The following is a 26086-nucleotide window of genomic DNA, read 5'->3' on the forward strand; positions in this document are numbered from 1 at the left end:
CACCATTTTTTAGGTGATAAGTTATCTGTTGTCGTACAACTATGACGGGATTATGATCTTCGGCATGGCCCTGACGACTGCGGGTAATCCCGAGGTTCAAAAAACGACCGCCGACAACCCGGCGGGAAGCGCCGCCTTTGTCGGGCGGCCGCGCCAGCGCGCGCGCGGCTTGGCACATGGGCTGGTGGAAGACTTGGGCGAGAAGATTCGCAGCCAGTCGCTGCGCCCCGGCGACAAGCTGCCGACCGAGTCGGCCATCATGCAGGCCTATGGCGTGAGCCGCACGGTGGTGCGCGAGGCGCTGTCGAAGCTGCAGGCGGGCGGGCTGGTCGAGACGTTGCACGGCGTGGGCACCTTCGTGCTGCAGCCGCGTCCCGGTGGGGTGGGCGGGGTGTTCCGCCTCGATCCCGGCGAGATCGCGACCTCGGTCGACGTGCTGGCCGTGCTCGAGCTGCGCATCAGCCTGGAAACCGAATCGGCCGGCCTGGCCGCGAGCCGCCGCACTGACGAGCAGCTGGTCGCCATGCGCCAGGCGCTCGACGAGTTCGAGAACAACGTCAAGGTGGGCGGCGACACCGTGGGGCCGGACTTCCGCTTTCACCTGGAGATCGCGCAGTCGACCGGCAACCCCTATTTCGCCGACATCATGCGGCACCTGGGCACGACGATCATTCCGCGCACGCGCATCAGCGCGATCCGCGTGCAGGACGGTGGCTACCTCAGCCGCGTGAACCGCGAGCACGAGGAAATCTATGCGGCCATTGCGCGTCGCGACCCTGAGTCGGCCCGCGCCGCGATGCGCATCCACCTGACCAACAGCCGCGAGCGGTTGCGCATGGCGCAGGAAGCAGCGCAACAGCAAAAAGCCAAGACGGAGGCGACCGGCAACGGCGCCGCCTCGTCCGACAACACCCCTTCGCGTTGAGTTCGCGCTGAGCTTCCGTTGAGTTCGGGCTGACTTTTCAGTCCTCCGATCTGGACAAGCTGATTTTCTAGTTGTACGATGACTGATAACATGCGGCGCCGTTGCAGCGACGCATGCCCGAATCGAACTTCAGGAGACAGCCCCCATGACCGTCAACCGACGCGGCGCGCTCGGCGCCGCCCTCGCCACCACACTGGCTGCCAGCCTGCCCTTGCACGCTTTCGCGCAAGGGGCGGGCAACACCTGGCCTTCCAAGCCCATCCGTCTCATCGTGCCGTACCCGCCGGGTGGCTCGTCGGACATCATTGCCCGCGCCATCGGCCAACCGCTGTCGGAGGCGCTGGGCCAGCCCGTGGTCATCGAGAACCGCGCGGGCGCCAACGGCAACCTCGGCGCCGACATGCTCGCCAAGGCGCCGGGCGACGGTCACACGCTCATGCTGTGCGACCTCGGCGCGCTGGCCATCAGTCCGTCGCTGTACCCCAAGCTGCCGTTCGATCCGTCGAAGGACCTGCGCAGCGTGGCCATGCTGGCCTACTCGCCGCACCTGCTGGTGGTGCACCCCTCGGTGCAGGCCAACACGCTGAAGGAGCTGGTCGAGCTGTCGAAGAAGAGCGACCTCAACTTCGCCGTCACCGCCAGCGGCAGCACCGCGCACCTGGCCGGTGTCGAGCTGCAGCGCAAGAGTGGCGCCAAGTGGGAATACGTGCCCTACAAGGGCGGCGTGCAGGCGGTGCTCGACACCGTCGCCGGCCAGACGCAGGTGCTGATGAACGGCATGCTGGCCACCTACCCGCATGTGCAGAGCGGCAAGCTCAAGCTCATCGCGGTGTCCAAGTCGACACGCATGCCGCTGATCGGCAACGTGCCGACCATCGCGGAGCAGGGCGTTCCCGGCTACGAGTCGGGCACATGGCAGGGCGTGGTCGCGGCGCGCGGCACCCCTGACGCGGTGATCGCCCGGCTCAACAAGGAACTGGTCCGCATCATCCGCACGCCCGACATCCGGGCGCGCCTTGCGGGGCAGGGCGCCGAGGTCGTGACCATGACCGCGCCCGAGCAGGACCAGTTCTTCGCCAAGGAACGCGCGCGCTGGGCCCAGGTCGTCCAGCAGGCCAACCTGAAGCTCGACTGAGCGGCCCCTTCTTCTTCTCTTTTTCTCATTTCTCTTTTTTCACTGGACCTCTCCGATGAACCCGCAAGAACTCAAGACCATCATGGGCTCCGGCCTGCTCTCGTTCCCGTTGACCGACTTCGACAGCAACGGCGACTTCAACAAGAAGGGCTACATCGAGCGCCTCGAATGGCTGGCGCCCTACGGCGCGAGCGCGCTGTTCGCCGCGGGCGGCACGGGCGAGTTCTTCTCGCTGACGGGTGACGAGTACCCCGAGATCATCCAGACCGCCGTCGACACCTGCCGCGGCAAGGTGCCGATCATTGCGGGCGCCGGCGGTCCCACGCGTTTCGCCATCCAATGCGCGCAGGCGGCGGAGAAGGCCGGCGCGCACGGCATCCTGCTGTTGCCGCACTACCTGACCGAAGCCGGCCAGGAAGGCCTGGCCGCGCACGTCGAGGCCGTGTGCAAGAGCGTGAAGTTCGGCGTCATCGTCTACAACCGCGCCAGCAGCCGCCTCAAGCCCGACACGCTGGCCCGCCTGGCCGAACGCAACCCGAACCTCGTCGGCTTCAAGGACGGCGTGGGCGACATCGAGGCGATGGTCGCCATCTACCAGAAGATGGGCGATCGCTTCGCCTACCTGGGCGGCCTGCCGACGGCCGAGGTCTATGCCGCGGCCTACAAGGCGATGGGCACGCCCGTGTACTCGTCGGCGGTCTTCAACTTCATCCCGAAGACGGCGATGGACTTCTATCACGCGGTCGCCAACGACGACATGGCCACGCAGCACCGTCTGCTGAAGAACTTCTTCATGCCGTACCTCGAGCTGCGCAACCGCGTGCCCGGCTACGCCGTGAGCATCGTGAAGGCCGGCGCCAAGCTCGTCGGCCACGACGCCGGCCCGGTGCGCGCGCCGCTCACCGACCTCAAGCCCGACGAGATGGACGCGCTGAAGGCGCTCATCGACACGCTCGGCCCGCAGTAAGCCGCTGCTGATTGGAGTCGACACCGCACAGAACAACAGGAGACAACGACATGCCCATCAGGAAAATTCTTCTCGCCGCCGCAGCGACCGCCGTGTTCGCGGGATGTGCCGCCAGCGGTGGCAGCAGCGGTGCCGCTGCAGAACCTGCGGTGGCTGCGGCCGCCGAGCGGCTGCGCGTTGCCATGGTCGACCCGACACCCGCCGCGCTGCGCGCGCTGGTGTCCGACGACCTGAGCTACGGCCACTCGGGCGGCAAGGTCGACACGCAGGCCAGCTTCATCAGCGACCTGCTCGACGGCAAGTCCGATTTCGTGCGCATCGCCATCACGGAACAGACCGTGAAGGTGGTCGACGGCCACACCGCCATCGTGCGCCACACGCTCACGGCCGACACCAACGACTCGGGCAAGCCCGGCAAGGTGGCGCTGAAGATCCTCGGCGTCTGGCAGAAGCAGGGCGGCGACTGGAAGCTGCTCGCGCGCCAGGCCGTGCGGCTTCCTTCCTGATCGCGAGCGGAGAACCGATGAAGAGAAAGCAATTCCTCGCGACGGGCCTCGCGCTCGCCGCCACCGCGCTGCTGCCCCTGCACGCGTCGGCCCAGCCCGATGCATGGCCGCAGCAGAAACCCGTGACGATCATCGTGCCGTTCCCCGCCGGCGGCTCCACCGACATGGTGGCGCGCGCACTGGCGCTGCAATTGCAGCGCCAGCTCGGCGGCAGTTTCGTGGTCGACAACCGGCCCGGCGCCACCGGCACCATCGGCACCGGCTTCGTGCGGCGTGCACTGCCCGACGGCTACACGCTGCTGGTGTCCTCGCTCGGCGCCTTCGTCGTCACGCCGCACCTGCAAAAGAGCGTGCCCTACGACGCGACGAAGGACTTCGACTACATCAGCGTGCCGGTGCAGGCGCCCAACGTGCTGGTCGCGAACGTCGCGCGACCCGAGCGCAGCGTGGCCGATGTGCTCGCGCTGCTGCGCAAGACGCCGGGCAAGGTCTCGTTCGCGAGTTCGGGCAACGGCTCGTCCGACCACCTGTCGGCCGAGCTCTTCTGGCAGCAGTCGAAGACCGAAGGCGTGCACGTGCCCTACAAGGGCGGCGCGCCGGCCGTGAACGACCTGCTGGGCAACCAGGTCGACTTCTCGTTCCAGAACGTGAACGCCGTGCTGCCGCACATCCGCGGCGGCAAGCTGCGCGCGATTGCCGTCACCGGCGACAAGCGCTCGCCCGTGCTGCCCGACGTGCCCACGCTCGCCGAGGCCGGCGTGAAGGGCGCGGAGGTCTACTCGTGGCAAGGCGTGGCCGCGCCCAAGGGCCTGCCCGCCGCCACGAAGAAGAAGCTGAGCGACGCGGTCATCGCCGCCATGCAGGAGCCCGAGACGAAGAAGCGCATGCTCGACCAGGGCCTTGAAATCGTCGCCAGCACGCCCGAGGATTTCACCGCCTTCCAGGCCCGCGAATGGACGCGCTGGAAGACGCTCATCGACACCCGCCACATCACTGCAGACTGAATGGTTCTCCCCCAGCCTTCGCGCACTTCGTGTCGCTTCGCCAACCCCCTCGCCGGGGGCAACACCAGCGGCCCGGCAAAGCCGGTTCCGCGGTGTTCCACGAAGAGGCCGACGCAGCTTTGGATTGATTCGAGATGACACTTTCACACTCCACTTCTCCCGTTTCTGGCGCTCCCGTCGTCACCGCCATGCGCGTCGTGCCCGTTGCGGGCCACGACAGCATGCTGATGAACCTCAGCGGTGCGCACGGCCCGTTCTTCACGCGCAACCTGCTGATCCTCACCGACAGCGCCGGCCACACCGGCGTGGGCGAGGTGCCCGGCGGCGAGAAGATCCGCCAGACGCTCGAAGACGCGCGCGACCTGATCGTGGGCCAGCCCATCGGCAATCACAACGCCGTGCTCAACCGCATGCGCAGCGCTTTCGCCGCGCGCGACAGCGGCGGGCGCGGCCTGCAGACCTTCGACCTGCGCGTGACCATCCACGCCGTGACGGCCGCCGAAGCCGCGCTGCTCGACCTGCTGGGCCAGCACCTGGGCGTGCCCGTGGCCGCCTTGCTCGGCGAAGGCCAGCAGCGCGATGCGGTGCAGATGCTCGGCTACCTCTTCTACGTGGGCGATCGCACCAAGACCGATCTGGCTTACGAGACCGATCCGAATGCCGACAACGACTGGTTCCGCCTGCGCCATGAAGAGGCCATGACGCCCGAGGCCATCGTGCGCCTGGCCGAGGCCGCGCATGCGCGCTACGGCTTCACCGACTTCAAGCTCAAGGGCGGCGTGCTGCGCGGCGAGGAAGAGGTCGAGGCGATCCGCGCGCTGCACGAGCGCTTTCCGCAGGCGCGCGTCACGCTCGATCCCAACGGCGGCTGGCTGCTGGCCGACGCGATCCGCCTGTGCCGCGACCTGCACGGCGTGATGGCCTATGCCGAAGACCCTTGCGGCGCCGAAGGCGTGTTCTCGGGCCGCGAGGTGATGGCCGAGTTCCGTCGCGCGACCGACCTGCCCACCGCCACCAACATGGTCGCCACCGACTGGCGCGAGATGGTGCACAGCCTCTCGCTGCAGTCGGTCGACATCCCGCTGGCCGATCCGCACTTCTGGACCATGCAGGGCTCGGTGCGCGTGGCGCAGCTGTGCCAGGCCTGGGGCCTGACCTGGGGCTCGCATTCGAACAACCATTTCGACGTGTCGCTCGCGATGTTCACGCACGTGGCCGCCGCCGCGCCCGGCAAGGTGACGGCCATCGACACGCACTGGATCTGGCAGGACGGCCAGCGCCTCACGAAGGCGCCGCTGCGGATCGAAGGCGGCCTGGTGCAGGTGCCCACGCGCGGCGGCCTGGGCATCGAGCTCGACATGGACGAGGTCGAGAAGGCGCACCAGCTGTACCTGAAGCACGGTCTCGGTGCGCGCAACGATGCGCAGGCGATGCAGTACCTCATTCCGAACTGGACCTTCGACAACAAGCGGCCCTGCATGGTCCGCTGAGCACCCCGCGACCGGTGCCCTGGCGTGCCGGTCGCCCCCCGACATCCAAGGAGACTGCATGAACAAGCACATGGACCGCCGGCGCCTGCTCCAGGCCGCTGCCGGCTCGGTCCTCGGCGCGGTGGCTGCGGCCGCGGTCGCCCAATCGTTTCCCTACAAGCCGCAGCAGCGCTACCCCGATCCGTCGGTGCTGATCCTCGACCCCAGCTTCGCGAAGTACAGGATCTACAGCAGCACGCTCGAGCAGCTCGGCACGGGCATGCGCTGGGCCGAGGGGCCGGTGTACATGCCGCGCGAGGGCTACCTGGTGTGCAGCGACATCCCGAACAACCGGCTGATGCGCTACGAGGAAAAGACCGGCGAGTTCAAGGTCCACAAGGCGAACGCCGGCTACTGCAACGGCAACACGCGCGACCGGCAGGGGCGCCTCGTCAGTTGCGAGCATTCGGTGACGCGGCGCGTGGTGCGCACCGAGGCCGATGGGCGCATCACGGTGCTGGCCGATCGCTACCAGGGCAAGCGGCTGAATTCGCCGAACGACGTGGTGGTGAAGTCGGACGACACCGTGTGGTTCACCGATCCGCTCTTCGGTATCTCGGGCACGTGGGAAGGTGAGAAGGCCACGCCCGAGCAGGCGACGACCAACGTGTACCGCGTGACGCCGGACGGCCAGGTCTCGGCGGTCATCACCGACCTCGTGAATCCGAACGGCCTGGCCTTTTCGCCGGATGAGAAAAAGCTCTACGTCGTCGAATGGAAGGGCACGCCGAACCGCAGCCTCTGGAGCTACGACGTGGCGGCCGACGGCAGCGTGTCGAACAAGGTGAAGCTGATCGACGGTGCAGGCGGTGCCGCGCTCGACGGCTTTCGCGTCGACCGCGACGGCAATCTCTGGATGGGCTGGGGCTGGAACGGCGCGATGGCGCCCGAAGCCGTCGATGCGGGCAACGGCTTGAAGGTCCACCTGCCGCTGGCGAAGTCCGAGGACCTCGACGGCGTCAAGATTTTCAACGCACAGGGCAAGCCCATCGGTTTCATCCGCCTGCCCGAGCGCTGTGCCAACCTCACGTTCGGTGGCCCCAAGAACAATCGCCTCTACATGGCGGCCAGCCATTCGCTGTACGCCCTCTACGTGGAGTCCGAAGGCGCGACCTGAGCGCCGGACTTCCCACCTCATCACCGCAACAAGCACCAAGGACGACGATGACCGAATTCAACAACCTCATCAACGGCGAATGGCTGGCCGGCCACAGCTACAGCCCCAACATCAGCCCCAGCAACATCGCCGATGTGCTGGGCCAGTACACGCAGGGCGACAAGAGCCATGTCGACGCGGCCGTGGCCGCCGCCACCGCGGCCTTCCCCGCATGGGCGACGGGCAGCATCCAGGCGCGTTCCGATGCGCTCGACAAGATCGGCAACGAGATCCTGGCGCGCAAGGAAGAGCTCGGCACGCTGCTCGCGCGTGAAGAAGGCAAGACAAAAGCCGAAGGCATCGGCGAGGCCACGCGCGCGGGCCAGATCTTCAAGTTCTTCGCGGGCGAGTGCCTGCGCCTGTCGGGCGAGGTGCTGCCGTCGGTGCGGCCGAACATCGGCGTGGAGATCACGCGCGAACCCGTGGGCGTGGTCGGCCTCATCACGCCGTGGAACTTTCCCATCGCCATTCCCGCCTGGAAGATCGCGCCCGCGCTGGCCTTCGGCAACTGCGTGGTGCTCAAGCCGGCCGACCTCGTGCCGGGTTGCGCCTGGGCGCTGGCCGAGATCATCAGCCGCTCGGGCATTCCGGCCGGCGTGTTCAACCTCGTGATGGGACGCGGCAGCGTGATCGGTGATGCGCTGGTCAACCACCCCGGCATCCACGCGATCAGCTTCACGGGCTCGGTGGGCGTGGGCCGCAACATCGCGGTCCAGTGCGTCACCAACCACAAGAAGGTGCAGCTCGAAATGGGCGGCAAGAACCCGCAGGTGGTGCTCGACGACGCCGACCTTGCGCAGGCCGTGGAGCTCAGCGTGCAGAGCGCGTTCTATTCCACCGGCCAGCGCTGCACGGCATCGAGCCGGCTCATCGTGACCGAGGGCATCTACCCGAAGTTCATCGAAGCGATGAAGACGCGCATGGCGAAGATCAAGGTCGGCGATGCGCTCGCGCAGGGCACCGACGTGGGGCCGGTCTCGTCGAAGTCGCAGCTCGACCAGGACATGGCATATGTCGCCATCGGCAAGGACGAAGGCGCCACGCTGGCGGCCGGCGGCGAGCTGCTGAAGCTGGAGACCGACGGCTACTACATGTCGCCTGCGCTGTTCAGCGAGAGCGCGCCGGGCATGCGCATCAACCGCGAGGAAGTGTTCGGCCCGGTGGCGAGCGTGATCCGCGTGAAGAATTACGAAGAGGCGCTGGCCACGGCCAACGACACCGAGTTCGGCCTCTCGGCCGGCATCGCGACCACCTCGTTGAAGTACGCCACGCACTTCAAGCGCCACAGCCAGGCCGGCATGGTGATGGTCAACTTGCCGACGGCAGGTGTGGACTACCACGTGCCCTTCGGCGGTCGCAAGGGATCGAGCTACGGCCCGCGCGAGCAGGGCAAGTACGCGCAGGAGTTCTTCACCACGGTGAAGACGGCCTACACGCTGGCCTAGGCCGGTGGCAGCGAGGAGGGCGGCGCCCGGCGATGGCGCCGCATCCAGAGCTCGATCAGCTCGAAGATGCCCTCGCTGACGAGTGCCATCGCCGCAGCCGGCAGCGCACCGGCCATCAGCAGCTCGCGGTCGTTGAGCGCCAGGCCCGTCACGATGCGCTCGCCGAAGCCGCCCGCGCCGATGAAGGCCGCGATGGTGGCCGTGCCGATGGCGATGGCCGTGGCAGTGCGTACGCCTGCCAGCAGCGTGGGCAGTGCCAGCGGCATCAGCACGAAGCGCAGGCTCTGCGGCGGCGTCATGCCCAGCGCGGTGCCCGCCAGTCGCAGGCCGTGCGGCACTTCGGCGAGCCCGGTCACGGTGTTGCGCATGATCGGCAACAGCGAGTACAGCGTGAGCGCGATCAGCGCGGGCAGGGCGCCGATGGCGCCGAGCAGCGAGATCAGCACCGCGAGCAGCGCGAGCGAAGGCACGGTCTGCATCACGCTCGCAAAGCCCAGCACCACCGCGCGCAGTCGCAGGTGCGGAAACACCAGGATCGCCAGCGGCACGCCGATGAGGATGGCGACGCCGACCGACACCGCCACCAGCAGCAGGTGCTGGCGCGCGAGCGGCCAGAGGTCGGGGCCGAAGAGCTTGGCGGTGAAGCCGCGCGCGGCGTTCGGTGGCGTCTTGCCGTCCTTGGTCGCGCCGGCGAGGAAGTCGCGTGCGATGGTGTCGAAGCGCACGCCCTGCAGCTCGGCGCGGGCGTTCATCGCGATCATGGCGTGCTCGTCGATCCGGCCTTCCAGCGCCTGCAGTGCGGCCCAGGCCTTGGGCAGGCGCGTCGGCAGGTCGAGCCGGTAGAGCACCACGGCGTCGTAGCGCGGAAAGTACCGCTTGTCGTCTTCGAGCACGCGCAGGCCGAGGTGGTCGATCTTGGCGTCGGTGGTGTAGATGTCGATGGCGTCGATCTGCCTGGCCGTCATGGCTTCGTAGGCGAGGCCGTGATCGAGGCCGGTCGGTGTCTGCTTGAAGTCGTAGCGCGCCGCCAGTCCCTTCCAGCCGTCGGCGCGGCCGATGAATTCGTTCGACAGGCCGATGCGCAATTCGGGGTGCTTCGCCAGGTCGCTCAGTGTGCGCAGGCCGAGCCGGTCGGCATCGGCGGCGCGCACGGCCAGCGCGTAGCCGTCGTTGAAGCCCAGCGGAATCGCCACGCCGAGCCCGAGTGGCGCGAGTGCGGCGTTCATCGCCTCGCGCGTGTCGGCGGGCGAGCCCTTGAGGATTTCGAGTGCGATGGTGCCGGTGTACTCGGCGTAGAGATCGATGGCGCCCGAGCGCAGCGCTTCATAGACGATGGCCGTGTTGCCCAGCCCTTGTCGTACGACGGGCGGCGCGGCGGTGTGCGGCGCGGCGGTCTGTGCCAGCACCTCGGCCAGGATGTACGACTCGGTGAAGCGCTTGGAGCCGACGCGCAGTGTCTCGTCGGCGGCCTGCGCACAGGGCGCGGCGGCCAGCCAGAGCATCGCGGGAAGCCACAGGGCGGCGCGCCAGAAGCTGCGAAGCAGGTGCTGCATCCGGGTCAGTGTATCGGCATCGCTGCGCCGGCCGTACCCGTCCGTCTCCTACACGCCGTGGTGCGCGAAGCCGATGCGCCAAGGCTGTGCGGCGGCCCATAGTGGCTCGCATGAAAAACAAGTCCGCCAAGTCCCAGCTCCCCGGTCCCGACATCCATGGCCTGCGCGAGCTGCCCGGGCTGCGTGTCGATGGCTACAGCCTCCAGTTGCGCGACAAGGACGGCTTCGTCGGCGACCAGGCCAGCCAGACGGCGTTTCGCGAATTGCTTGAGCGCTGGCGCAAGCGGCGCCGCAAGGCCGGCCGCGATCCGCTGGGCGGCACCCATTCACGCGACCTGAGCAAGAAGGAACTCGACCGCGCGCTGCAGGAAAAGACCGCCACGGCCGCCGCCGACGTGATGCATGGCGCCATCGAGGAGTTCGCCGAAGAGCTGGCCTTCGTGATCCAGCGCTTTGTGCGCCAGCCCTCGTGGCGCAAGGTGCAGCGCATCGTGGTGGGCGGCGGCTTTCCCGAGAGCGACGTGGGCGAGCGCGCGATCCTGGAGGCGGGCGCGATGCTCGAGGACCTGGGCGTGCACGTGCAACTGGGGCGCCTGTCGCACAACGTCGACGACGGCGGGCTGATCGGCTGGGTGCACCTCACGCCGCCGGCGCTGCTGAAAGGGCACGACGCGATCCTGGCCGTGGACATCGGCGGCACCAACGTGCGCTGCGGCATCGTGAAGACAAGACATCGCAAGGCGCCCGATTTCTCGCGCGCCAAGGTCGTCCGGCGCGAGAAGTGGCGACACGCCGACGACGGCCCGAACCGCAGCCACATGGTCGAGCGCATCGCCGACATGCTCGAGGACATGGTCATTTACGCCGAGCGCCGCAAGATCAGGCTCGCGCCTTTCATCGGTATCGGCTGCCCGGGGCTGATCCGTTCCGACGGCTCGATCGCGCGCGGCGCGCAGAACCTGCCGGGCGACTGGGAGAGCCGCGCCTTCCACCTGCCGGCCGCGCTGTGGCAGCGCCTGCCGATCATCGGCTCGGGCCCGACGCTGGTGCTCATGCACAACGACGCGGTGGTGCAGGGCCTGAGCGAGCTGCCGTTCATGCGCGATGTGCAACGCTGGGGCGTGCTGACCATCGGCACCGGGCTGGGCAACGCCAGCTTCACCAACCGGCGTTGAGCGACGCGATGGCTTACAGGTCTTCGGGTCGCAGTTCCGCACCCACGCGCGCGGTGGCCGAGACCGTGGCCACGTTGCCTGCCGCATCGGTGGCGCGCAGTTCGATGTTCGCCAGGCCCGCGCGTGCAGGCGTCCAGTTGCAGGCGTAGGGCGCGGCGCGCAGTGCGCAGACGGTCTTGCCATCGACGATGAAGGCCAGTTCGACGACACCGGTGTCGTCCGATGCGGCGCCCGACAGCCGCACGGGCAGGCCGGCCGCCGCCGACGCCATCTGCGGCACGTTCAGCGTCACGGTCGGCGCGGTGGTGTCGGCGGGGGCGCGCACGATCACCTGCGCCGACGCGACCTCGGCATTGCCCGCGGCGTCGATCGCGATCACGCGGATGATCTGCACGCCCGGCGCCGTCGGCGTCCACTGGCAGGTATAGGGCGCCGCGGTGAAGGTGCACAGCGGCAGGCTGTCGGTGCCGATCACCTTCACGCCGAAGACGCCGACGTTGTCGACCGCCACGGGCGCCAGCGTCACGGGCTGGCCCACGGTTGCCATCGCGGGGGCGGCCAGGGACACGGTGGGCTTCTGGCTGTCGGGCACGCCCAGTGGCAGGTCGATGGTGAAGGTCGCCTGCCCCTGCACCGCCTTCTGCTCGAAGGCATCGAAGATGGTGAACCAGGTCGCGCCCGGTGCACGGCCCGAGGCCTGCGCCTTCACGAGCAGCGTGGTCTTGCCGACGGCGAAGCAGCTGAAGCCGCAGCGCCAGTCGAAGACGAAGCGGCCCTCGGCGTTGGTCGTGCCCTGCGCGATCGGCTCCAGCGGCTTGCCGGCGCCGGGGTCGCGCCACACCGAGACGGGTGCGCCGGCCAGTGCGGCACCGCTCTCGCGCTCTGTCACGCGCACCTGCGTGGCCGTGGTCGCGGCCATGAACTTCGAACTGCCGAGCTTGGGCCAGTCGCGCCAGTCGGTGTTGATCTGGGCCTTGGTGCCTTCGGTGAAGCGGATCAGGCCGAGCGTGGCGACGCGGTTGGCGGCCGGGTCGTAGCGCTGCTCGAACACGGTGCCCAGCAGCGGGTCGAGGCGCCAGTGCTGGCGCGTCCACCAGTAGCGGTCGGTGTGCTTCACGATGGCGAGGTCGCTGGCGGGCGCGGCCTCGGTGGTGTCGGTGACGGCGATGGCGTTGTAGTACTCGCCGGAGCCGGCGCCGAACACATGCTCCAGCTCGTGCAGCAGGGTCTTGAGCTGGCGACCGAGGTAGTCCTTCTCGGTCGATTCGGGTGCGGCCGGCGTGATGGCACGCGACAGGCGCAGCGGGTCGTGGATCGCGGTCCAGTTCAGGTTCCAGGTCACGCCGGTGGGCGGGAAGGTGGTGCTCGTGGTCAGGCCGCCGTGGCTGTAGCCGCGCTTCGAGGGGCCGACGCACAGCACGATCTCGCCGCCGGCGACGCCGCTGAAGCCGCAGGGCGGGGCCGCGCCGGGCGCGACGATCTGCAGGTCTTTCGCGGGGTCGAAGGTGAAGCTGCGCACGGTCTCGCGCTGGAACACCGTGTTCAGGTCGGCCACGTACTGCGCGAGCCGGCGGCCGGCCTCGGGCGCGCCGATGTCGGCCGCCAGTTGCGGGTCGATGAAGAAGCGCAGGCGGTGCACGCTCGGCGTGGCGCGGCCGACTTCGTTCATGGCCGCCCAGGTCGGGGCGGCGGACAACGGCAGCAGCAGGGCCAAAGCAACAGGCATGGCTGCGCCCAGCCGGCGCGCGAGCGCCAGCAGCGAATCAATGGAGGGCATCGATTTCTCTCCCCGTGCTCAGGGGAATCCGGCAGTGATCAACAACAAAGGGAATCGCCTCGGCCGCGCGAAGGTGTCGCCCGGCGCCAAGCGCTCAAACCCCGCTCGTGACCACCTTTGCCGGTCATGCTTCTGCCTCGCATCGAGGTCGCCGAAGGCGATACGCCCTGACGGACGCCGATGCTTCTGAAGTGCGGGGGGACTGGTTGCAAATCTATGAGAGGAAGGGCGGACCGCTCATTCCTCCACGCCATGCTTGCAATAACCAGCGAACCTTTATCTTAATTTCCGACCCCGTAGGAAAGGGGCTTGCCCCTCTGTAGTGCTGCCTGTTATTTGGGCACTTTCTCACGACAACGGCGCTGCAGATGCCCGCCATGCGGGCCGCTTCATGAGCGCCAGATTCGCCAGTGCGCGATGAGAAGAAGGTTCGCATCGGTTTTCCCCGGTCCGGGGCACAGGATTCCAACGGATGGCGCTTCGGTCGGCCGGGAAGGCCAGTCCGGAGCGGGCTGCCCCGCGATGCAGGGGGCTCCGACAGATCGTCATCCACCGGAACCGGTGGCGATTCTAGTGTGAATGTTCAATTGGTTGCAATTGTGTTGCATTCATGCGTCTCTGGTGACGCATTACCGCCTACAGCTGGAAAGCGACAGTCAGCAGCAGCCCTTCGGCCACGTCACGCAGCAGCCCGGGACGTCGTGCGCGATACGGCTCGCCGGCCGAGGCGGTGGTCTCGATCCATTCGGCGAGCCATTCGATGTCCTCGTGGCCGTAGAACACCACGGCCGCCTCGTGGTTCAGCAGCAGGCTGCGCAGGTCGAGGTTGATCGAGCCGCACATCGCCAGTTCGTCGTCGACCACCACGGCCTTGGCGTGCGCCATGAAGGGCAGCATGCGAAAGCTCACGCCCGCGCGGGCGAGGTCGCGCATGGCCCGCGCGCGCACGAAGTCGGCCAGCCGGTGGTTCGACTGCGCGGGCATCGCGATGGTCACCTGCACGCCGCGCCGCGCGGCCAGGCGCAGCGCGTCGCGCAGGCCGTCGCCGGGCACGAAGTAGGGCGTGATCGCGAGCAGTCGGTGCTCGGCGCGAAAGCAGGCGTCGATGAGCAGCGCGTGCGCCGTGTCTTCGGTCTGGTCGGGGCCGCTCGGCAGGAACTGCGCCATCGCGCAGCCGGGGCCTTCGGGCACGTCGCTGGCGGTGATGGCGCGCGCCTTGCGCCCGCGCACCGAGCTCCAGTCGTGGTCGAACTGGCGCGCGGCGGCCGCAGCCACGCTGCCGTGCAGGTCGAAGGACAGGTCGCGCCAGGCTTCGGGGTGCTTGTCGTTGCCGGTGAAGTATTCGCCCGCGAGGTTGCGTCCGCCCGACCAGAGCCAGCGGTCGTCGGCAATGGTGAGCTTGCGGTGGTTGCGCAGGTTGCGCGGCCCGATGCGGCGCAGGCTGAAGAAGGGGCGGAACACCGCGACCTCGCCGCCCGCCGCGCGCAGCCGGTCGAAGTGGTGGCGCGGCAGCGAGAGCGCGCCGAAGCCGTCGAGCAGCACGCGCACCCGCACGCCTTCGCGTGCGCGCTGGGCCAGCCGCGCCAGCACGGCCTGGCCGAGCGTGTCGTTGCCGATGATGAAGGTGCACACGTCCAGGCGCTGGCGCGCGCCGTCGATCACTTCGAACAGCGCCTCACGCGCGGCCTCGCCGTCGGCGTGCATGCGGATCGCGCAGCGACCGGGCGGTGCCAGGCCGAAGCTCTCGATCAGGTCGGCCGCCCAATGGCCCGGGGGCAGCGCGCGCGGCGGCCGGGGCGCACCGGCCGGGCGCAGCTTGCGCTGGCCGAACAGCAGGTACATCGGCAGGATCACGTAGGGCATCAGCACCAGCCCCATGACCCACGCGATGGCGGTGGTGGGGGCGCGCTGCTCGCGGCGCGTGCGCGTGGTCAGCACATAGACCAGCAACGCGAAAGTGACGACGAGGAAATGCTGTGAGACAGAAGGCAGCCAGTCGAACCTTGTGTGCGGCATGGACTTGATGATGCCTCAGCGTTTCCCGCGGTGCCTTCAGTGTCCCTTCAGCGTTGCAGGAAGGCCGGCACGCCGCGTCCCTGCGAGGCCAGGAAACGCATCATCGGATCGACCACCGCGCGCACCGCGGGCCGTGCGCCCACGCGGTCGCGCCAGGCCACGAGGCGCGGCGTGGCATCGGTCATGCCGGCGCCCTTGCGGTCGGCGAAGACGTGGGCCATGTAGAAGGCGATGTCGGCGAAGCCGTACGGGCCGGCCAGATGCTCGCGTGTGGCAAGCAGGCCTTCCATCTCTTCGTAGAAGCGCGCGCAGGCGGCGCAGGCCGCGACCGCCGGGGCACTCTGCATGGCGTCCTGCAGGCCGAAGAGCTTGATGACGTTCGGGAAGAACACCTCGTCCGACTTCTGCTCCAGTTGCCGCGCACGGGCCCGGGCGGCAATGCCCTCGGGCCACAGCGCCAAGCTCGCGGGAGGCGGGTAGCGGTCTTCCAGGTACTCGAAGATCTGCGTCGAGTCGAACAGCGAAACCCCGCCGTCGATGTCGTCGACCAGCACCGGCACCTGCTGCTTCACCGGGTTCACGCGCAGCACCTCGGGGTGCTTGGGCTCGTAGAAGTCGCCTTCGATGAAGGGCACCATGACCAGTTCGAAGGGCACGCCTTTCTCGCGTGCCGCGATCTCGACCTTGGCGCCGAACATGCTGAGGGGGCCTGAGTAGATGTGAGTCGTCATGCCCCCGACTTCAACAGAAAGCCGGTCTCAGGTCGAGCCCCAGACTTCCTGCGCGGTCTCGACCACCAGGCGCAGCTTGTTGCGTTGCGCTTCGACGGCGATGTTGTTGCCGTGCACCGTGCTGGAGAAGCCGCATTGCGGCGACAGCGCGAGCTGGTCGAGCGAGGCGTACTTGCTGGCGTCCTCGATGCGGCGCTTGAGCTCGTCCTTGTCTTCCATCTCGCCGAACTTGGTGGTCACCAGGCCCAGCACCACCGTCTTGCCCTTGGGCAGGTAGCGCAGCGGCTTGAAGTCGCCCGAGCGCGCGTCGTCGTATTCCATGAAGTAGGCGTCCAGGTCCATCTCCTTCAGGAGCGCCTCGGCCACCGGTTCGTAGTTGCCGGCCGCCGCGTGCGTGCTCTTGAAGTTGCCGCGGCACAGGTGCATGGCCAGCAGCATGCCCGGCGGCTTCTGCGCCACCACCTTGTTGATGAAGGCGGCGTAGCGGTGCGGCAGTTCGTTGGGGTCGTCGCCGCGCTTGCGGGCGGCTTCGCGCATGTGCTCGTCGCACAGGTAGGCGAGGTTGGTGTCGTCCATCTGCACGTAGGTGCAGCCGGCGGCGGCGAGCGAGCGCAGCTCGTCGCCGTAGGCCTTGGCCACGTCGTCGTAGAACACCGGGTCGAGCTCGGGATACGCGTCCTTGCTGATGCCGGCGCGCCCACCGCGGAAGTGCAGCATCGTCGGCGAGGGGATCGTCACCTTCGGCGTGCGGCCGGCCGACACCTGGCTCTTGAGGTACTGGAAGTCGGCGAGCTGGATGTCCTTCACGTGGCGCACCTTGTCGATCACGCGCATCGCGGGCGGCGCCAGTTCCTCGGTGCCGTCGGGGCGGCGGATGGTGACCGGGATGTCGGTCTTCACGCCGCCGAGCTGGTCGAGGAAGTCGATGTGGAAGTAGGTGCGGCGGAACTCGCCGTCGGTGATGCTCTTGAGGCCGATGTCTTCCTGGAAGCGGACGATCTCGGTGATGGCCTTGTCTTCGACCTCGCGAAGCTGCTCGGGCGAGATCTGGCCCTTGGCTTTCTGTTCGCGGGCTTCGAGCAGGTATTGAGGGCGCAGGAAGCTGCCCACGTGGTCGTAGCGGGCGGGCAGGGCGGCATGCTGGGACATGGAATGAACTCCGTCGTGACTGTGAACGAGCGGAATCCTATCGCCTTCGCACGAAGCTTGTTTGTATACGTTGATGCAGGGGTTTACCCTTTAAATAGGGCTTTCGAGCTGGAAATTTTCCTGTTTCTGTATACATTGAGTATTCATGAAGACGCCCACGACCGCCTTTCCGCTCAACGCTTGGTATGCCGCCGCCTACGACGTCGAAGTGCGCCGCGCGCTGCTGCCGCGCACGATCTGCAACCAGAAGCTGGTGCTGTTCCGTCGCACCGACGGCCAGGTGGCCGCGCTCGAAGACGCCTGCTGGCACCGGCTGATGCCGCTGTCGCTGGGGCGCCTCGAAGGCGACGAGCTGGTCTGCGGCTATCACGGCCTCGTCTACAACAGCCAGGGCCGCTGCACCCACATGCCGAGCCAGGAAACGCTCAACCCCTCGGCCTGCGTGCGCAGCTTTCCGGTGGTGGAGAAGCACCGCTTCGTGTGGATCTGGCCCGGCGATCCGGCCAAGGCCGACCCCGCGCTCGTGCCCGACATGCACTGGAACGATGACCCTGCCTGGGCCGGCGACGGCAAGATGATCCGCGTCAATTGCGACTACCGCCTCGTGGTCGACAACCTCATGGACCTCACGCACGAGACCTTCGTGCACGGCTCGTCCATCGGCAACCGCGAGGTGGCCGAGGCGCCTTTCGTGGCCACGCACGGCGACCGCTCGGCCACCGTCACGCGCTGGATGGAGAACATCGAGCCGCCGCCGTTCTGGGGCAACCAGATCCGCCATGCGCGCGGCTACAGCGGCAAGGTCGATCGCTGGCAGATCATCCGTTTCGAAGGCCCGTGCACGGTGAACATCGACGTTGGCGTGGCCGAGGCGGGCAGCGGCGCGGTGCCGTCGGACGGCAACCCCGGCGACCGCGGCAAGGGCGTGAACGGCTACGTGCTCAACACCATCACGCCCGAGACCGACAAGACCTGCCTGTACTTCTGGGCCTTCGCTCGCAACTACTGCCTGGGCGAACAACGTCTCACGCACGAACTGCGCGAGGGCGTCTCGGGCATCTTCCGCGAGGACGAGATCGTGCTCGAGGCACAGCAGAAGGCCATCGACGAGCATCCCGACCACCAGTTCTACAACCTCAACATCGACGCCGGCTCGATGTGGGCGCGTCGCCTCATCGACCGCATGATCGAGAAGGAGCGGCCCGCGCGCGCCGCGATTCCGATCCGTCCCGCCCAGACGCAGGCCGCGTGATGAAGGTCACCGCCATGTCCCCCGCCGAGCCCGGCGACAGCGGCAGCTCGCAGGCCGTGAAGGCGCAGCTGCGGCTGCGCGAAATGATCCTGGCCGGCGAGTTGCCCGGCGGCGCACGCATTGCCGAGGTCGCCATTTCCGAGCAGCTGGGCGTGTCGCGCACGCCGGTGCGCAGCGCGCTCATGCGACTCGAACAGGAAGGCCTGCTCGAAGCGCTGCCGAACGGCGGCTACGCGGTGCGCACCTTTTCCGAGCGCGACGTGGCCGACGCCATCGAACTGCGCGGCACGCTCGAAGGGCTGGTGGCGCGGCTCGCGGCCGAACGCGGCGCGGCGCCCGTGGTGCTGCGCGAAGCGCGCGCCTGCCTCGCGCGCATCGACGAGCTGCTGCGCGAGCCCGCGCTCGACGACGCGGCCTTCTCGCGCTACGTGACGCACAACGAGAAATTCCACGCGCTGCTGTGCGAGATGGCGGGCAGTCCCGTCATCGCGCAGCAGCTCGAACGCGTGGTCAACCTGCCGTTCGCCTCGCCCTCGGGCTTCGTCATCGTGCAGGCCAATTCGCCGGCCGCGCGCGACATGCTCGTGATCGCGCAGGACCAGCATGTGCAGGTGCTCGACGCCATCGAGTCCGGCGAAGGCTCGCGCGCCGAGGCGCTGATGCGCGAGCACAGCCGCATCGCGCGGCGCAACCTGCGCGAGGCATTGCACGGCACGCCGAGCGCCGAACAGCGCCCGCTGCCGGGCGTGCAGCTGATCCGCCGTCGCGGCTGATCGATCTCCTTCTTTCTCCTGCTGGTGTTCCCCCGATGAAAAGCGATCTCCAATGGATGCAGGCGCAAGTCGTCGCGCTGCGCGACGTCACGCCCACCGTGCGCGAATTCGAACTGCGCCCCGACGCCGAATTCGTCGCCGCGCATGAGCCCGGCGCCCACTTGCAGGTGCAGGTGATGACCGAGCAGGGCCGCGTGCAGACGCGCTCGTACTCGCTGGTGGGTGAGGGCGACGGCCGCTGCTGGCGCATCGCGGTCAAGCGGCTGGACGACGGCCGTGGCGGCTCGCGCGCGATGTGGCGGCTGGCCGTGGGCGACCGGCTGCAGGTGAGCGCGCCGCAGAACCACTTTCCGCTCGACCTGGCGGCGCCCGGCTACCTGCTGGTGGCGGGCGGCATCGGCATCACGCCGCTGGTGCTGATGGCGCAGCGTCTCGGTGCACTGGCGCAACGCCGCGGTGTGCCTGTGACCATGCTGTACGGCGCGCGTCATGCGGGCGAATTCGGCTACCTCGACACCTTGCGCGGGGCGCTGGGCGAAGCCGGCGTGCAGGCACACGAAGGCCATGCGCCCATCGACTTCGATGCTGCCATTGCCGCGCTGCCGCCCGGCGGCCAGCTCTACACCTGCGGCCCGGTGCCGATGCTCGAAGCCGTCAAGCGCGCCTGGGCAGCAGCCGGCCGTCCGCTCGCCGACCTGCGCTTCGAAACCTTCGGCAGCAGCGGGCGGCTCGCCACGCAGGCTTTCACCGTGCGTATTCCCCGCCACGACCTGGCGATCACCGTGCCGGCCGACTGCACCCTGCTCGACGCGCTCGATGCGGCCGGCGTGCAGACCTTGTCGGACTGCAAGCGCGGCGAGTGCGGCCTGTGTGCCATGGACGTGCTCGCGGTCGAGGGCGAAGTCGATCACCGCGACGTGTTCCTGAGCCCGCACGAGAAGCAGGCGACCACGCGCATCTGCGCTTGCGTGTCACGCGCCGTGGGTACGCTCACGCTCGATTCCGCCTACCGCCCGGACAGCTGAAAACATCGGCTGCGCGATCATCGCGCAACCATTCGATTGATCGCGCAACAAAGGCCCGCCCGGCGGGCGGGTAGGTGATTGCCTGCTGCGCCAAATGTTGCCAATTGTTCAAAATACGCCCGGTTTCGCATTCCGTCCCTCAAAGGAAAACTCCATGCAAAGACGCCATCTCATCCAGACCGCCGGCCTTTCGGCGATTGCGCTCGCCACCGCGCTGTCGCTGCCCGCGGCGAATGCCCAGGACAACAAGTTCAAGATCGGCCTGATCCTGCCGATGACGGGCCAGTCGGCCTCCACCGGCCGCCAGATCGAGGCCGCCGCGCGCCTGTACATGGCGCAGAACGGCGACACCGTGGCCGGCAAGAAGGTAGAGCTGATCGTCAAGGACGACACCGGCCTGCCCGACGTGACCAAGCGCCTGGCGCAGGAGCTGATCGTCAACGACAAGGTCAACGTGATCGCCGGCTTCGGCATCACCCCGGCCGCGCTGGCCGCCGCGCCGCTGGCCACGCAGTCGAAGACGCCGCAGGTCGTGATGGCCGCCGCCACCTCGAGCATCACCGAGGCCTCGCCCTACATCGTGCGCAGCAGCTTCACGCTGCCGCAGGTGTCGGTGGTGATGGGCGACTGGGCGCCGAAGAACGGCGTGAAGTCGGTGGTCACGCTGGTCACCGACTACGGCCCGGGCAACGACGCCGAGAAGTTCTTCAGCGAGCGCTTCCAGCTCAACGGCGGCAAGGTGATCGAGAAGCTGCGCGTGCCGCTGCGCAACCCCGACTTCGCGCCGTTCCTGCAGAAGGTGCGCGACGCCAAGCCCGACGCGCTGTTCGTCTTCGTGCCCTCGGGCGCGGGCGCGGCGGTGATGAAGCAGTTCCTCGAACGCGGCATGGACAAGGCCGGCATCAAGATGATCGCCACCGGCGACGTGACGGACGACGATCAGCTGAACGACATGGGCGACGGTGCGCTGGGCGTGGTCACCTCGCACCACTACTCGGCCGCGCACCCCTCGGCACTCAACAAGAAGTTCGTCGAGGCCTTCCAGAAGGCCAACCCCAAGATGCGCCCCAACTTCATGGCCGTGGGCGGCTACGACGGCATGCGCGTGATCTACGAAGCCCTCAAGACCACCAAGGGCCAGGGCGGCGGCGAAGCACTGCTGGCCGCCATGAAGGGCCAGGTCTTCGAGAGCCCGCGCGGCCAGGTGCTGATCGACGCGCAGACGCGCGACATCGTGCAGGACGTGTACCTGCGCAAGGTCGAGAAGAAGGACGGACAGCTCTACAACGTCGAGTTCGACGTGTTGAAGGGCGTGAAGGACCCCGGTAAGGCGAAGTAATACGAGACCGGACCGCCGAACGCAGAGGCCGCGAAAGTTCCGCGAAAGTCGCAGAAGGAAACCAAAGATGGTTCTCTCTGCGACTTCTGCGTAGCTTTTGTCTTCCTTCTGCGTTCGGCGGTCCGCTTTAGCGACCGCATCGAAGACCCTCGCATGCTCACCATTCTTTTCGACGGCATCGCCTACGGCATGCTGCTCTTCGTCCTCGCCGTCGGGCTGGCCGTGACGCTCGGGTTGATGAACTTCATCAATCTCGCACACGGCGCCTTCGCCATGGCGGGCGGCTACCTCACCGTGTTCGCGATGCAGAAGTTCGGTGTGCCGTTCCTGGCCTGCCTGCCGCTCGCGTTCATCGTCGTCGCGCTGGCCGGCGCGCTGCTGGAGCGCACGCTCTACCGGCCGATGTACGGCAAGCCGCACCTGGACCAGGTGCTCTTTTCCATCGGGCTGGCGTTCATGGCCGTCGCGGCGGTCGACTACTTCGTCGGCTCGTCGCAGCAGAACCTGCAGCTGCCCGAGTGGCTGCGCGGGCGCAGCGAATTCGGCGACGGCGCGTTCCTGCTGGGCATGGGCCACTACCGCATCTTCATCATCGCCGTGTGCGCCGTGCTCACCGTGGTGCTGCAACTCATCCTCTCGAAGACGCGCTTCGGCAGCCGGCTGCGCGCCGCCGTCGACGATCCGCGCGTGGCGGCCGGGCTGGGCATCAACGTCAACGTCGTGTTCCTGCTGACCTTCGCCGTGGGCTCGGGCCTGGCCGGGCTGGGCGGTGCATTGGGCGCGGAAATCCTCGGGCTCGATCCGACCTTCCCGCTCAAGTACATGATCTATTTCCTCATCGTGGTCTCGGTCGGCGGCACCTCGTCGATCACCGGGCCGCTCGCCGCCGCGCTGCTGCTGGGCATCGCCGACGTGGCGGGCAAGTACTTCATTCCGAAGATGGGCGCGTTCACCGTCTACCTGCTGATGATCCTCATCCTGATGTGGCGGCCCCAGGGCTTGTTCACCCGCAAGGGAGGGCGTTGAGATGAGCGCGCCCATCTACGAATCGGCCCTGCTGCGCACCGCGCGCTGGCGGCCCTGGGAGTTCGTGATCTGGGCGGTGGCCTTCGCGCTGCCGCTGGCCATGCCCTCGCACTCGCTGCTGGTCAACGAGATCGCCATCGTCGCGCTGTTCGCGATGTCGCTCGACCTGATCCTCGGCTACACCGGCATCGTGTCGCTCGGCCATGCCGCCTTCTTCGGCTTCGGTGCATACGCTGCCGCGCTGTTCGCCAAGCTCGTCATGCCGGACCCCACGGTTGGCCTGGTGTTCGCCACCGTGCTGTCGGCCGTGCTGGGCCTCGTGGCCAGCGTGACGATCCTGCGCGGCAGCGACCTCACGCGACTGATGGTCACGCTGGGCACCGCGCTGCTGCTGCTCGAATTGGCCAACAAGCTCGACTGGCTCACCGGCGGCGCCGACGGCCTGCAGGGCGTGGTCATGGGGCCGGTGCTCGGCCTGTTCGAGTTCGACCTCTACGGCCGCACCGCCGCGTGGTACTCGCTGGCCGTGATGCTCGTGCTGTTCCTCGTGATGCGCCGCATCGTGCATTCGCCCTTCGGCGCCACGCTCAAGGCCATTCGCGACAACCGGCTGCGCGCCATGGCCATCGGCATCCCGGTGGTGTCGCGGCTCGCAGTCATCTACACCGTGGCCGCCGGCATCGCCGGTGCGGCGGGCGCGCTCTTGGCGCAGACCACCGGCTTCGCCTCGCTCGACGTGCTGGCCTTCGACCGCTCGGCCGACGTGCTGCTGATGCTGGTCATCGGCGGCGTGGGCTGGCTCTACGGCGGCGTCACCGGTGCCATCGTCTTCAAGCTGCTGCAGAACTGGCTGTCGTCCGTGACGCCGCAGTACTGGATGTTCTGGATCGGCCTGATCCTCGTGCTGCTGGTGCTCGTGGGGCGTGACCGCCTGCTCAAGCCCTGGACATGGTTCGGTGCTGCGAAGAAGAAGGGCGGTGCGGCATGAGCGCGGATACCGTGCTCTCGACGCAAGGCCTCGTGATGCGCTTCGGCGGCATCACGGCCACGAACAACGTCACGATGGAACTGAAGCGCGGCGCACGCCATGCGCTCATCGGCCCGAACGGCGCCGGCAAGACCACGTTGATCAACCTGCTGACGGGCGTGCTCACGCCCACCGAAGGCCGCATCTCGCTGCTGGGCGAAGACATCACCACGCTCGCGCCGCACAAGCGCGTGGCGCGCGGACTGGTGCGCACCTTCCAGATCAACCAGCTCTTCGATTCGATGACGCCGCTGGAAACGCTGGCGCTGGTGGTGTCGCAGCACAAGGGCATCGCCGCGCAGTGGTGGCGTCCGCTGGGCGCGGACAAGCGCATCGCCGAGCGAGCCGGGCAACTGCTGGAGCAGTTCCACCTCGCCGACGTGGCGCAGCAGCAGACCAAGTTCATGGCCTACGGCAAGCGTCGCCTGCTGGAGATCGCCATTGCGCTGGCCTGCGAGCCGCGCGTGCTGCTGCTCGACGAGCCCGTGGCCGGCGTGCCCGCCGGCGAGCGCGAGGAGCTGCTGCAGACCGTGGCCGCGCTGCCCTCGGACGTGTCGGTGCTGCTCATCGAGCACGACATGGACCTGGTGTTCAGCTTTGCCGATCGCATGACGGTGCTGGTCAACGGCGCGCTGCTGACCGAGGGCGACCCCGAGACGATCGCCAACGACCCGAAGGTGAAGGAGGTCTACCTCGGCCATGGAGAACACGCGCATGTCTGAACTGCTGCGGATAGAGAACCTGAGCGCCGGCTACGGCGAAGCCGTGGTGCTGCACGACGTGGCCTTCACCCTCGGCGAGGGCCAGACGCTCGCGCTGCTGGGCCGCAACGGCACGGGCAAGACCACGCTCATCAACACGCTGGCCGGCGCCACGCGCCAGCACGGCGGCACCATCGCGCTCGGCGGGCAGTCGGCGTTGCACAAGCTGCAACCGCACCAGCGCGCGGCGGCCGGCATCGGCTGGGTGCCGCAGGAGCGCAACATCTTCAAGTCGCTCACCGTGCACGAGAACCTCACGGCGGTGGAGCGGCCGGGCAAGTGGAACCCCCAGCGCGTCTACGAGATGTTCCCGCGCCTGGCGGAGCGCAAGACCAACCTGGGCACGCAGCTCTCGGGCGGCGAGCAGCAGATGCTGGCCGTGGGCCGCGCGCTGGTGCTCAACCCCAAGCTGCTGCTGCTCGACGAGCCGCTCGAAGGTCTCGCGCCGATCATCGTGGAAGAGTTGCTGCGCGCCATCCGCCGCATCACGCAGGACGAAGGCCTGGCCGCGATCATCGTGGAACAGCACCCGCAGGCGATCCTCGCGATCTCCGACGAAGCCGTGGTGCTTGACCACGGGACCATCGTGCACACCGACACCGCGGCAGCGCTGCGCGCGCAGCCGGAGGTGCTCGATCGGCTGCTGGGCGTGGCGCGCTGAGTCTGTCAGCCGTCCGCGCGTCGCCGCGTCGTGCGGACGGGTGATAGTTGGCGCCTGGGCATCACACCGTTGCCGGCGCCGCTCCGTTCATCAGGGCCACTTCATTTCTCCCTTGGCGACCTTCGCGCCCAGCGTGAGCGTGGAGATGTTCTTGAATGCCGGATAGCGCTTCGTCATCGCGTCGATCAGTTCCGTGGAGTCCTTGGCCCTGCCGACCTCGATCTCGAAGGCCGTCAGATAGTCACGCGTGAAATTCACCGAGGCGAGTGTGTAGGGCGCCGAGCCGTCGGCGTTGGGCAGGTAGTGGCCGGGCACCACGGTTTCGGGCGACAGGTCGGTGATGCGCTCGAGCGTCTTCAGCCAGTCGCTGCGCGCTTGCGGTGTCTGCGCGTCGGCCATCCAGACATGGTTGTTGGCCGCCACCGGAATGCCGCCGAGCACGGTCTTGAGAGAGGGAATCCAGAGGAAGCTGCGCGCGGGCGTCGGCCCGTCGAGGCCGATGATCTGGATCTTGTTCCCTTCGAGCGTGAGGCTGTCGCCAGCCAGCGGCTCCGGCACGACGAGGGCCTGGGGGGCGTTCTCCTTGAGGATCGGCACGACGCGCGCGAACTTGCCGTCCTTCGTCGCAAGGATCGCGGCCACGGTCTGTGGCGTGGCGACGATCTTTGCCTCGGGAAATGCGGCGCGAATCACGTCAAGCCCGAAGTAGTAGTCGGGATCGCCGTGGCTGATGTAGACGGTGGTCAGCTTCTTGCCGCTGGCCCTGATCTTCCGGACCAGTGCCTCGGCGTCGTTGCGCTGGAGCTGGGCGTCGATCAGCAGGGCGTCGGATTCACCGGTGAGCAGCGTGGACGACACCGCAAACAGTGACCGGGTGCCGGGGTTGTAGACGTCGATCTTCAGCGGATCGGCGGCATGGGTGGCCAGCGGGGCAAGGGCCAGCGTGGCGGACAGGGAAAGGGCGGCGGAAGAACGGAGAAGAACGCGGCGACGCATGGGAGGAACCTAGGGTAGTGGGTGGAGCCTCGGATGCTAGGTGCGACGGATCGAATGAAAATCCGATCAATTGCACTCAATAGTTCTCTATGTCGCGCAATTCACTTCATTGATGGATGTGAAGGCGGATGCCTCCCATGCAGTCGGAGCCAGGATGG

23 protein-coding genes are annotated in these 26086 nt (G+C 67.9%); 17 read left to right on the plus strand and 6 right to left on the minus strand.

Annotation, left to right across the window (positions count from 1 at the left end; genetic code table 11):
* The first annotated feature begins 64 nt into the window (after positions 1–64).
* The 8 genes from D3H34_RS18730 to D3H34_RS18770 all read left to right on the plus strand — a co-directional run bounded on the left by D3H34_RS18730 (position 65) and on the right by D3H34_RS18770 (position 8667).
* Positions 65–925 (plus strand): FadR/GntR family transcriptional regulator, encoded by an 861-nt coding sequence (locus D3H34_RS18730; RefSeq protein ID WP_119555821.1) that lies wholly within the window; start codon positions 65–67, stop codon positions 923–925.
* Between the two features lie 145 nt (positions 926–1070).
* Complete coding sequence (locus tag D3H34_RS18735; RefSeq protein WP_119555710.1) at positions 1071–2060, plus strand: Bug family tripartite tricarboxylate transporter substrate binding protein; 990 nt, start codon at positions 1071–1073, stop codon at positions 2058–2060.
* 55 nt (positions 2061–2115) lie between these two features.
* A complete protein-coding gene (kdgD, locus tag D3H34_RS18740; protein ID WP_119555712.1) occupies positions 2116–3027 on the plus strand; it encodes a 5-dehydro-4-deoxyglucarate dehydratase in 912 nt (303 codons plus the stop codon).
* Positions 3028–3077: 50 nt separating this feature from the next.
* Positions 3078–3533, plus strand: coding sequence for a nuclear transport factor 2 family protein (locus D3H34_RS18745; protein ID WP_119555715.1), 456 nt, complete (start codon positions 3078–3080; stop codon positions 3531–3533).
* Positions 3534–3550: 17 nt separating this feature from the next.
* Positions 3551–4537 (plus strand): Bug family tripartite tricarboxylate transporter substrate binding protein, encoded by a 987-nt coding sequence (locus tag D3H34_RS18750; RefSeq protein ID WP_119555717.1) that lies wholly within the window; start codon positions 3551–3553, stop codon positions 4535–4537.
* A 134-nt stretch (positions 4538–4671) separates the two neighbouring features.
* Complete coding sequence (gene gudD / locus D3H34_RS18760; protein WP_119555721.1) at positions 4672–6027, plus strand: glucarate dehydratase; 1356 nt, start codon at positions 4672–4674, stop codon at positions 6025–6027.
* A gap of 58 nt (positions 6028–6085) precedes the next feature.
* Positions 6086–7183: an SMP-30/gluconolactonase/LRE family protein gene (locus tag D3H34_RS18765; RefSeq protein WP_205736757.1), complete on the plus strand. Its 1098-nt coding sequence runs from the start codon at positions 6086–6088 to the stop codon at positions 7181–7183.
* 47 nt (positions 7184–7230) lie between these two features.
* Entirely contained in the window at positions 7231–8667 is a 1437-nt protein-coding gene (locus tag D3H34_RS18770) for an aldehyde dehydrogenase family protein (RefSeq protein ID WP_119555723.1), read from the plus strand.
* Here the strand turns inward: D3H34_RS18770 and D3H34_RS18775 are convergent.
* Complete coding sequence (locus D3H34_RS18775) at positions 8664–10220, minus strand: ABC transporter permease/substrate-binding protein (protein ID WP_119555725.1); 1557 nt, start codon at positions 10218–10220, stop codon at positions 8664–8666. The two genes, D3H34_RS18770 and D3H34_RS18775, sit on opposite strands and share 4 nt — an antisense overlap.
* 110 nt (positions 10221–10330) lie before the next feature.
* On the opposite strand from D3H34_RS18775, the gene D3H34_RS18780 reads away from it, so the two are divergent.
* Positions 10331–11395, plus strand: coding sequence for an ROK family protein (locus tag D3H34_RS18780; protein WP_119555727.1), 1065 nt, complete (start codon positions 10331–10333; stop codon positions 11393–11395).
* Between the two features lie 13 nt (positions 11396–11408).
* Here D3H34_RS18780 and D3H34_RS18785 read toward each other — a convergent pair whose 3' ends face one another.
* The 4 genes from D3H34_RS18785 to D3H34_RS18800 all read right to left on the minus strand — a co-directional run bounded on the left by D3H34_RS18785 (position 11409) and on the right by D3H34_RS18800 (position 17068).
* On the minus strand, positions 11409–13172 hold the full coding sequence (locus tag D3H34_RS18785; protein ID WP_119555729.1) for an Ig-like domain-containing protein: 1764 nt from the start codon (positions 13170–13172) through the stop codon (positions 11409–11411).
* Positions 13173–13808: 636 nt separating this feature from the next.
* Positions 13809–15188: a phospholipase D-like domain-containing protein gene (locus D3H34_RS18790; protein WP_119555731.1), complete on the minus strand. Its 1380-nt coding sequence runs from the start codon at positions 15186–15188 to the stop codon at positions 13809–13811.
* A gap of 47 nt (positions 15189–15235) precedes the next feature.
* Entirely contained in the window at positions 15236–15919 is a 684-nt protein-coding gene (locus D3H34_RS18795) for a glutathione S-transferase family protein (RefSeq protein WP_119555733.1), read from the minus strand.
* Between the two features lie 27 nt (positions 15920–15946).
* A complete protein-coding gene (locus D3H34_RS18800; RefSeq protein WP_119555735.1) occupies positions 15947–17068 on the minus strand; it encodes a 5-methyltetrahydropteroyltriglutamate--homocysteine S-methyltransferase in 1122 nt (373 codons plus the stop codon).
* 145 nt (positions 17069–17213) lie between these two features.
* Here D3H34_RS18800 and D3H34_RS18805 point away from each other — a divergent pair, with 145 nt between their 5' ends.
* From D3H34_RS18805 to D3H34_RS18840, 8 genes are all read left to right on the plus strand, one after another.
* Entirely contained in the window at positions 17214–18320 is a 1107-nt protein-coding gene (locus D3H34_RS18805; RefSeq protein WP_119555737.1) for an aromatic ring-hydroxylating dioxygenase subunit alpha, read from the plus strand.
* Entirely contained in the window at positions 18320–19093 is a 774-nt protein-coding gene (locus tag D3H34_RS18810) for a GntR family transcriptional regulator (RefSeq protein ID WP_119555739.1), read from the plus strand. The genes D3H34_RS18805 and D3H34_RS18810 overlap by 1 nt, the downstream gene beginning before the upstream one ends.
* Before the next feature lie 35 nt (positions 19094–19128).
* Positions 19129–20118, plus strand: a complete 990-nt coding sequence (locus tag D3H34_RS18815) for a PDR/VanB family oxidoreductase (RefSeq protein WP_119555741.1) — start codon at positions 19129–19131, stop codon at positions 20116–20118.
* A 154-nt stretch (positions 20119–20272) separates the two neighbouring features.
* Positions 20273–21457, plus strand: coding sequence for an ABC transporter substrate-binding protein (locus D3H34_RS18820; RefSeq protein ID WP_119555743.1), 1185 nt, complete (start codon positions 20273–20275; stop codon positions 21455–21457).
* A gap of 153 nt (positions 21458–21610) precedes the next feature.
* A complete protein-coding gene (locus D3H34_RS18825) occupies positions 21611–22483 on the plus strand; it encodes a branched-chain amino acid ABC transporter permease (RefSeq protein ID WP_119555745.1) in 873 nt (290 codons plus the stop codon).
* A 1-nt stretch (position 22484) separates the two neighbouring features.
* A complete protein-coding gene (locus tag D3H34_RS18830; protein WP_119555747.1) occupies positions 22485–23471 on the plus strand; it encodes a branched-chain amino acid ABC transporter permease in 987 nt (328 codons plus the stop codon).
* Positions 23468–24232 (plus strand): ABC transporter ATP-binding protein, encoded by a 765-nt coding sequence (locus tag D3H34_RS18835; protein ID WP_119555749.1) that lies wholly within the window; start codon positions 23468–23470, stop codon positions 24230–24232. Before D3H34_RS18830 ends, D3H34_RS18835 begins: the two co-directional genes overlap by 4 nt.
* Complete coding sequence (locus D3H34_RS18840; protein WP_119555823.1) at positions 24225–24932, plus strand: ABC transporter ATP-binding protein; 708 nt, start codon at positions 24225–24227, stop codon at positions 24930–24932. Before D3H34_RS18835 ends, D3H34_RS18840 begins: the two co-directional genes overlap by 8 nt.
* Before the next feature lie 90 nt (positions 24933–25022).
* Here the strand turns inward: D3H34_RS18840 and D3H34_RS18845 are convergent, their stop codons facing one another.
* Positions 25023–25928 carry an MBL fold metallo-hydrolase gene (locus D3H34_RS18845; RefSeq protein ID WP_119555751.1) on the minus strand — a complete coding sequence of 302 codons (906 nt, stop codon included), beginning with the start codon at positions 25926–25928 and terminating at the stop codon, positions 25023–25025.
* Between the last annotated feature and the right edge of the window lie 158 nt (positions 25929–26086).

Source organism: Acidovorax cavernicola (assembly GCF_003581445.1).

Bases quoted from the DNA above. Each gene is read 5' to 3' on its own strand.
- D3H34_RS18730 (WP_119555821.1), top strand. From the start codon at position 65: ATGGCCCTGACGACTGCGGGTAATCCCGAGGTTCAAAAAACGACCGCC.
- D3H34_RS18735 (WP_119555710.1), top strand. From the start codon at position 1,071: ATGACCGTCAACCGACGCGGCGCGCTCGGCGCCGCCCTCGCCACCACA.
- kdgD (WP_119555712.1), top strand. From the start codon at position 2,116: ATGAACCCGCAAGAACTCAAGACCATCATGGGCTCCGGCCTGCTCTCG.
- D3H34_RS18745 (WP_119555715.1), top strand. From the start codon at position 3,078: ATGCCCATCAGGAAAATTCTTCTCGCCGCCGCAGCGACCGCCGTGTTC.
- D3H34_RS18750 (WP_119555717.1), top strand. From the start codon at position 3,551: ATGAAGAGAAAGCAATTCCTCGCGACGGGCCTCGCGCTCGCCGCCACC.
- gudD (WP_119555721.1), top strand. From the start codon at position 4,672: ATGACACTTTCACACTCCACTTCTCCCGTTTCTGGCGCTCCCGTCGTC.
- D3H34_RS18765 (WP_205736757.1), top strand. From the start codon at position 6,086: ATGAACAAGCACATGGACCGCCGGCGCCTGCTCCAGGCCGCTGCCGGC.
- D3H34_RS18770 (WP_119555723.1), top strand. From the start codon at position 7,231: ATGACCGAATTCAACAACCTCATCAACGGCGAATGGCTGGCCGGCCAC.
- D3H34_RS18775 (WP_119555725.1), bottom strand. From the start codon at position 10,220: ATGCAGCACCTGCTTCGCAGCTTCTGGCGCGCCGCCCTGTGGCTTCCC.
- D3H34_RS18780 (WP_119555727.1), top strand. From the start codon at position 10,331: ATGAAAAACAAGTCCGCCAAGTCCCAGCTCCCCGGTCCCGACATCCAT.
- D3H34_RS18785 (WP_119555729.1), bottom strand. From the start codon at position 13,172: ATGCCCTCCATTGATTCGCTGCTGGCGCTCGCGCGCCGGCTGGGCGCA.
- D3H34_RS18790 (WP_119555731.1), bottom strand. From the start codon at position 15,188: ATGCCGCACACAAGGTTCGACTGGCTGCCTTCTGTCTCACAGCATTTC.
- D3H34_RS18795 (WP_119555733.1), bottom strand. From the start codon at position 15,919: ATGACGACTCACATCTACTCAGGCCCCCTCAGCATGTTCGGCGCCAAG.
- D3H34_RS18800 (WP_119555735.1), bottom strand. From the start codon at position 17,068: ATGTCCCAGCATGCCGCCCTGCCCGCCCGCTACGACCACGTGGGCAGC.
- D3H34_RS18805 (WP_119555737.1), top strand. From the start codon at position 17,214: ATGAAGACGCCCACGACCGCCTTTCCGCTCAACGCTTGGTATGCCGCC.
- D3H34_RS18810 (WP_119555739.1), top strand. From the start codon at position 18,320: ATGAAGGTCACCGCCATGTCCCCCGCCGAGCCCGGCGACAGCGGCAGC.
- D3H34_RS18815 (WP_119555741.1), top strand. From the start codon at position 19,129: ATGAAAAGCGATCTCCAATGGATGCAGGCGCAAGTCGTCGCGCTGCGC.
- D3H34_RS18820 (WP_119555743.1), top strand. From the start codon at position 20,273: ATGCAAAGACGCCATCTCATCCAGACCGCCGGCCTTTCGGCGATTGCG.
- D3H34_RS18825 (WP_119555745.1), top strand. From the start codon at position 21,611: ATGCTCACCATTCTTTTCGACGGCATCGCCTACGGCATGCTGCTCTTC.
- D3H34_RS18830 (WP_119555747.1), top strand. From the start codon at position 22,485: ATGAGCGCGCCCATCTACGAATCGGCCCTGCTGCGCACCGCGCGCTGG.
- D3H34_RS18835 (WP_119555749.1), top strand. From the start codon at position 23,468: ATGAGCGCGGATACCGTGCTCTCGACGCAAGGCCTCGTGATGCGCTTC.
- D3H34_RS18840 (WP_119555823.1), top strand. From the start codon at position 24,225: ATGTCTGAACTGCTGCGGATAGAGAACCTGAGCGCCGGCTACGGCGAA.
- D3H34_RS18845 (WP_119555751.1), bottom strand. From the start codon at position 25,928: ATGCGTCGCCGCGTTCTTCTCCGTTCTTCCGCCGCCCTTTCCCTGTCC.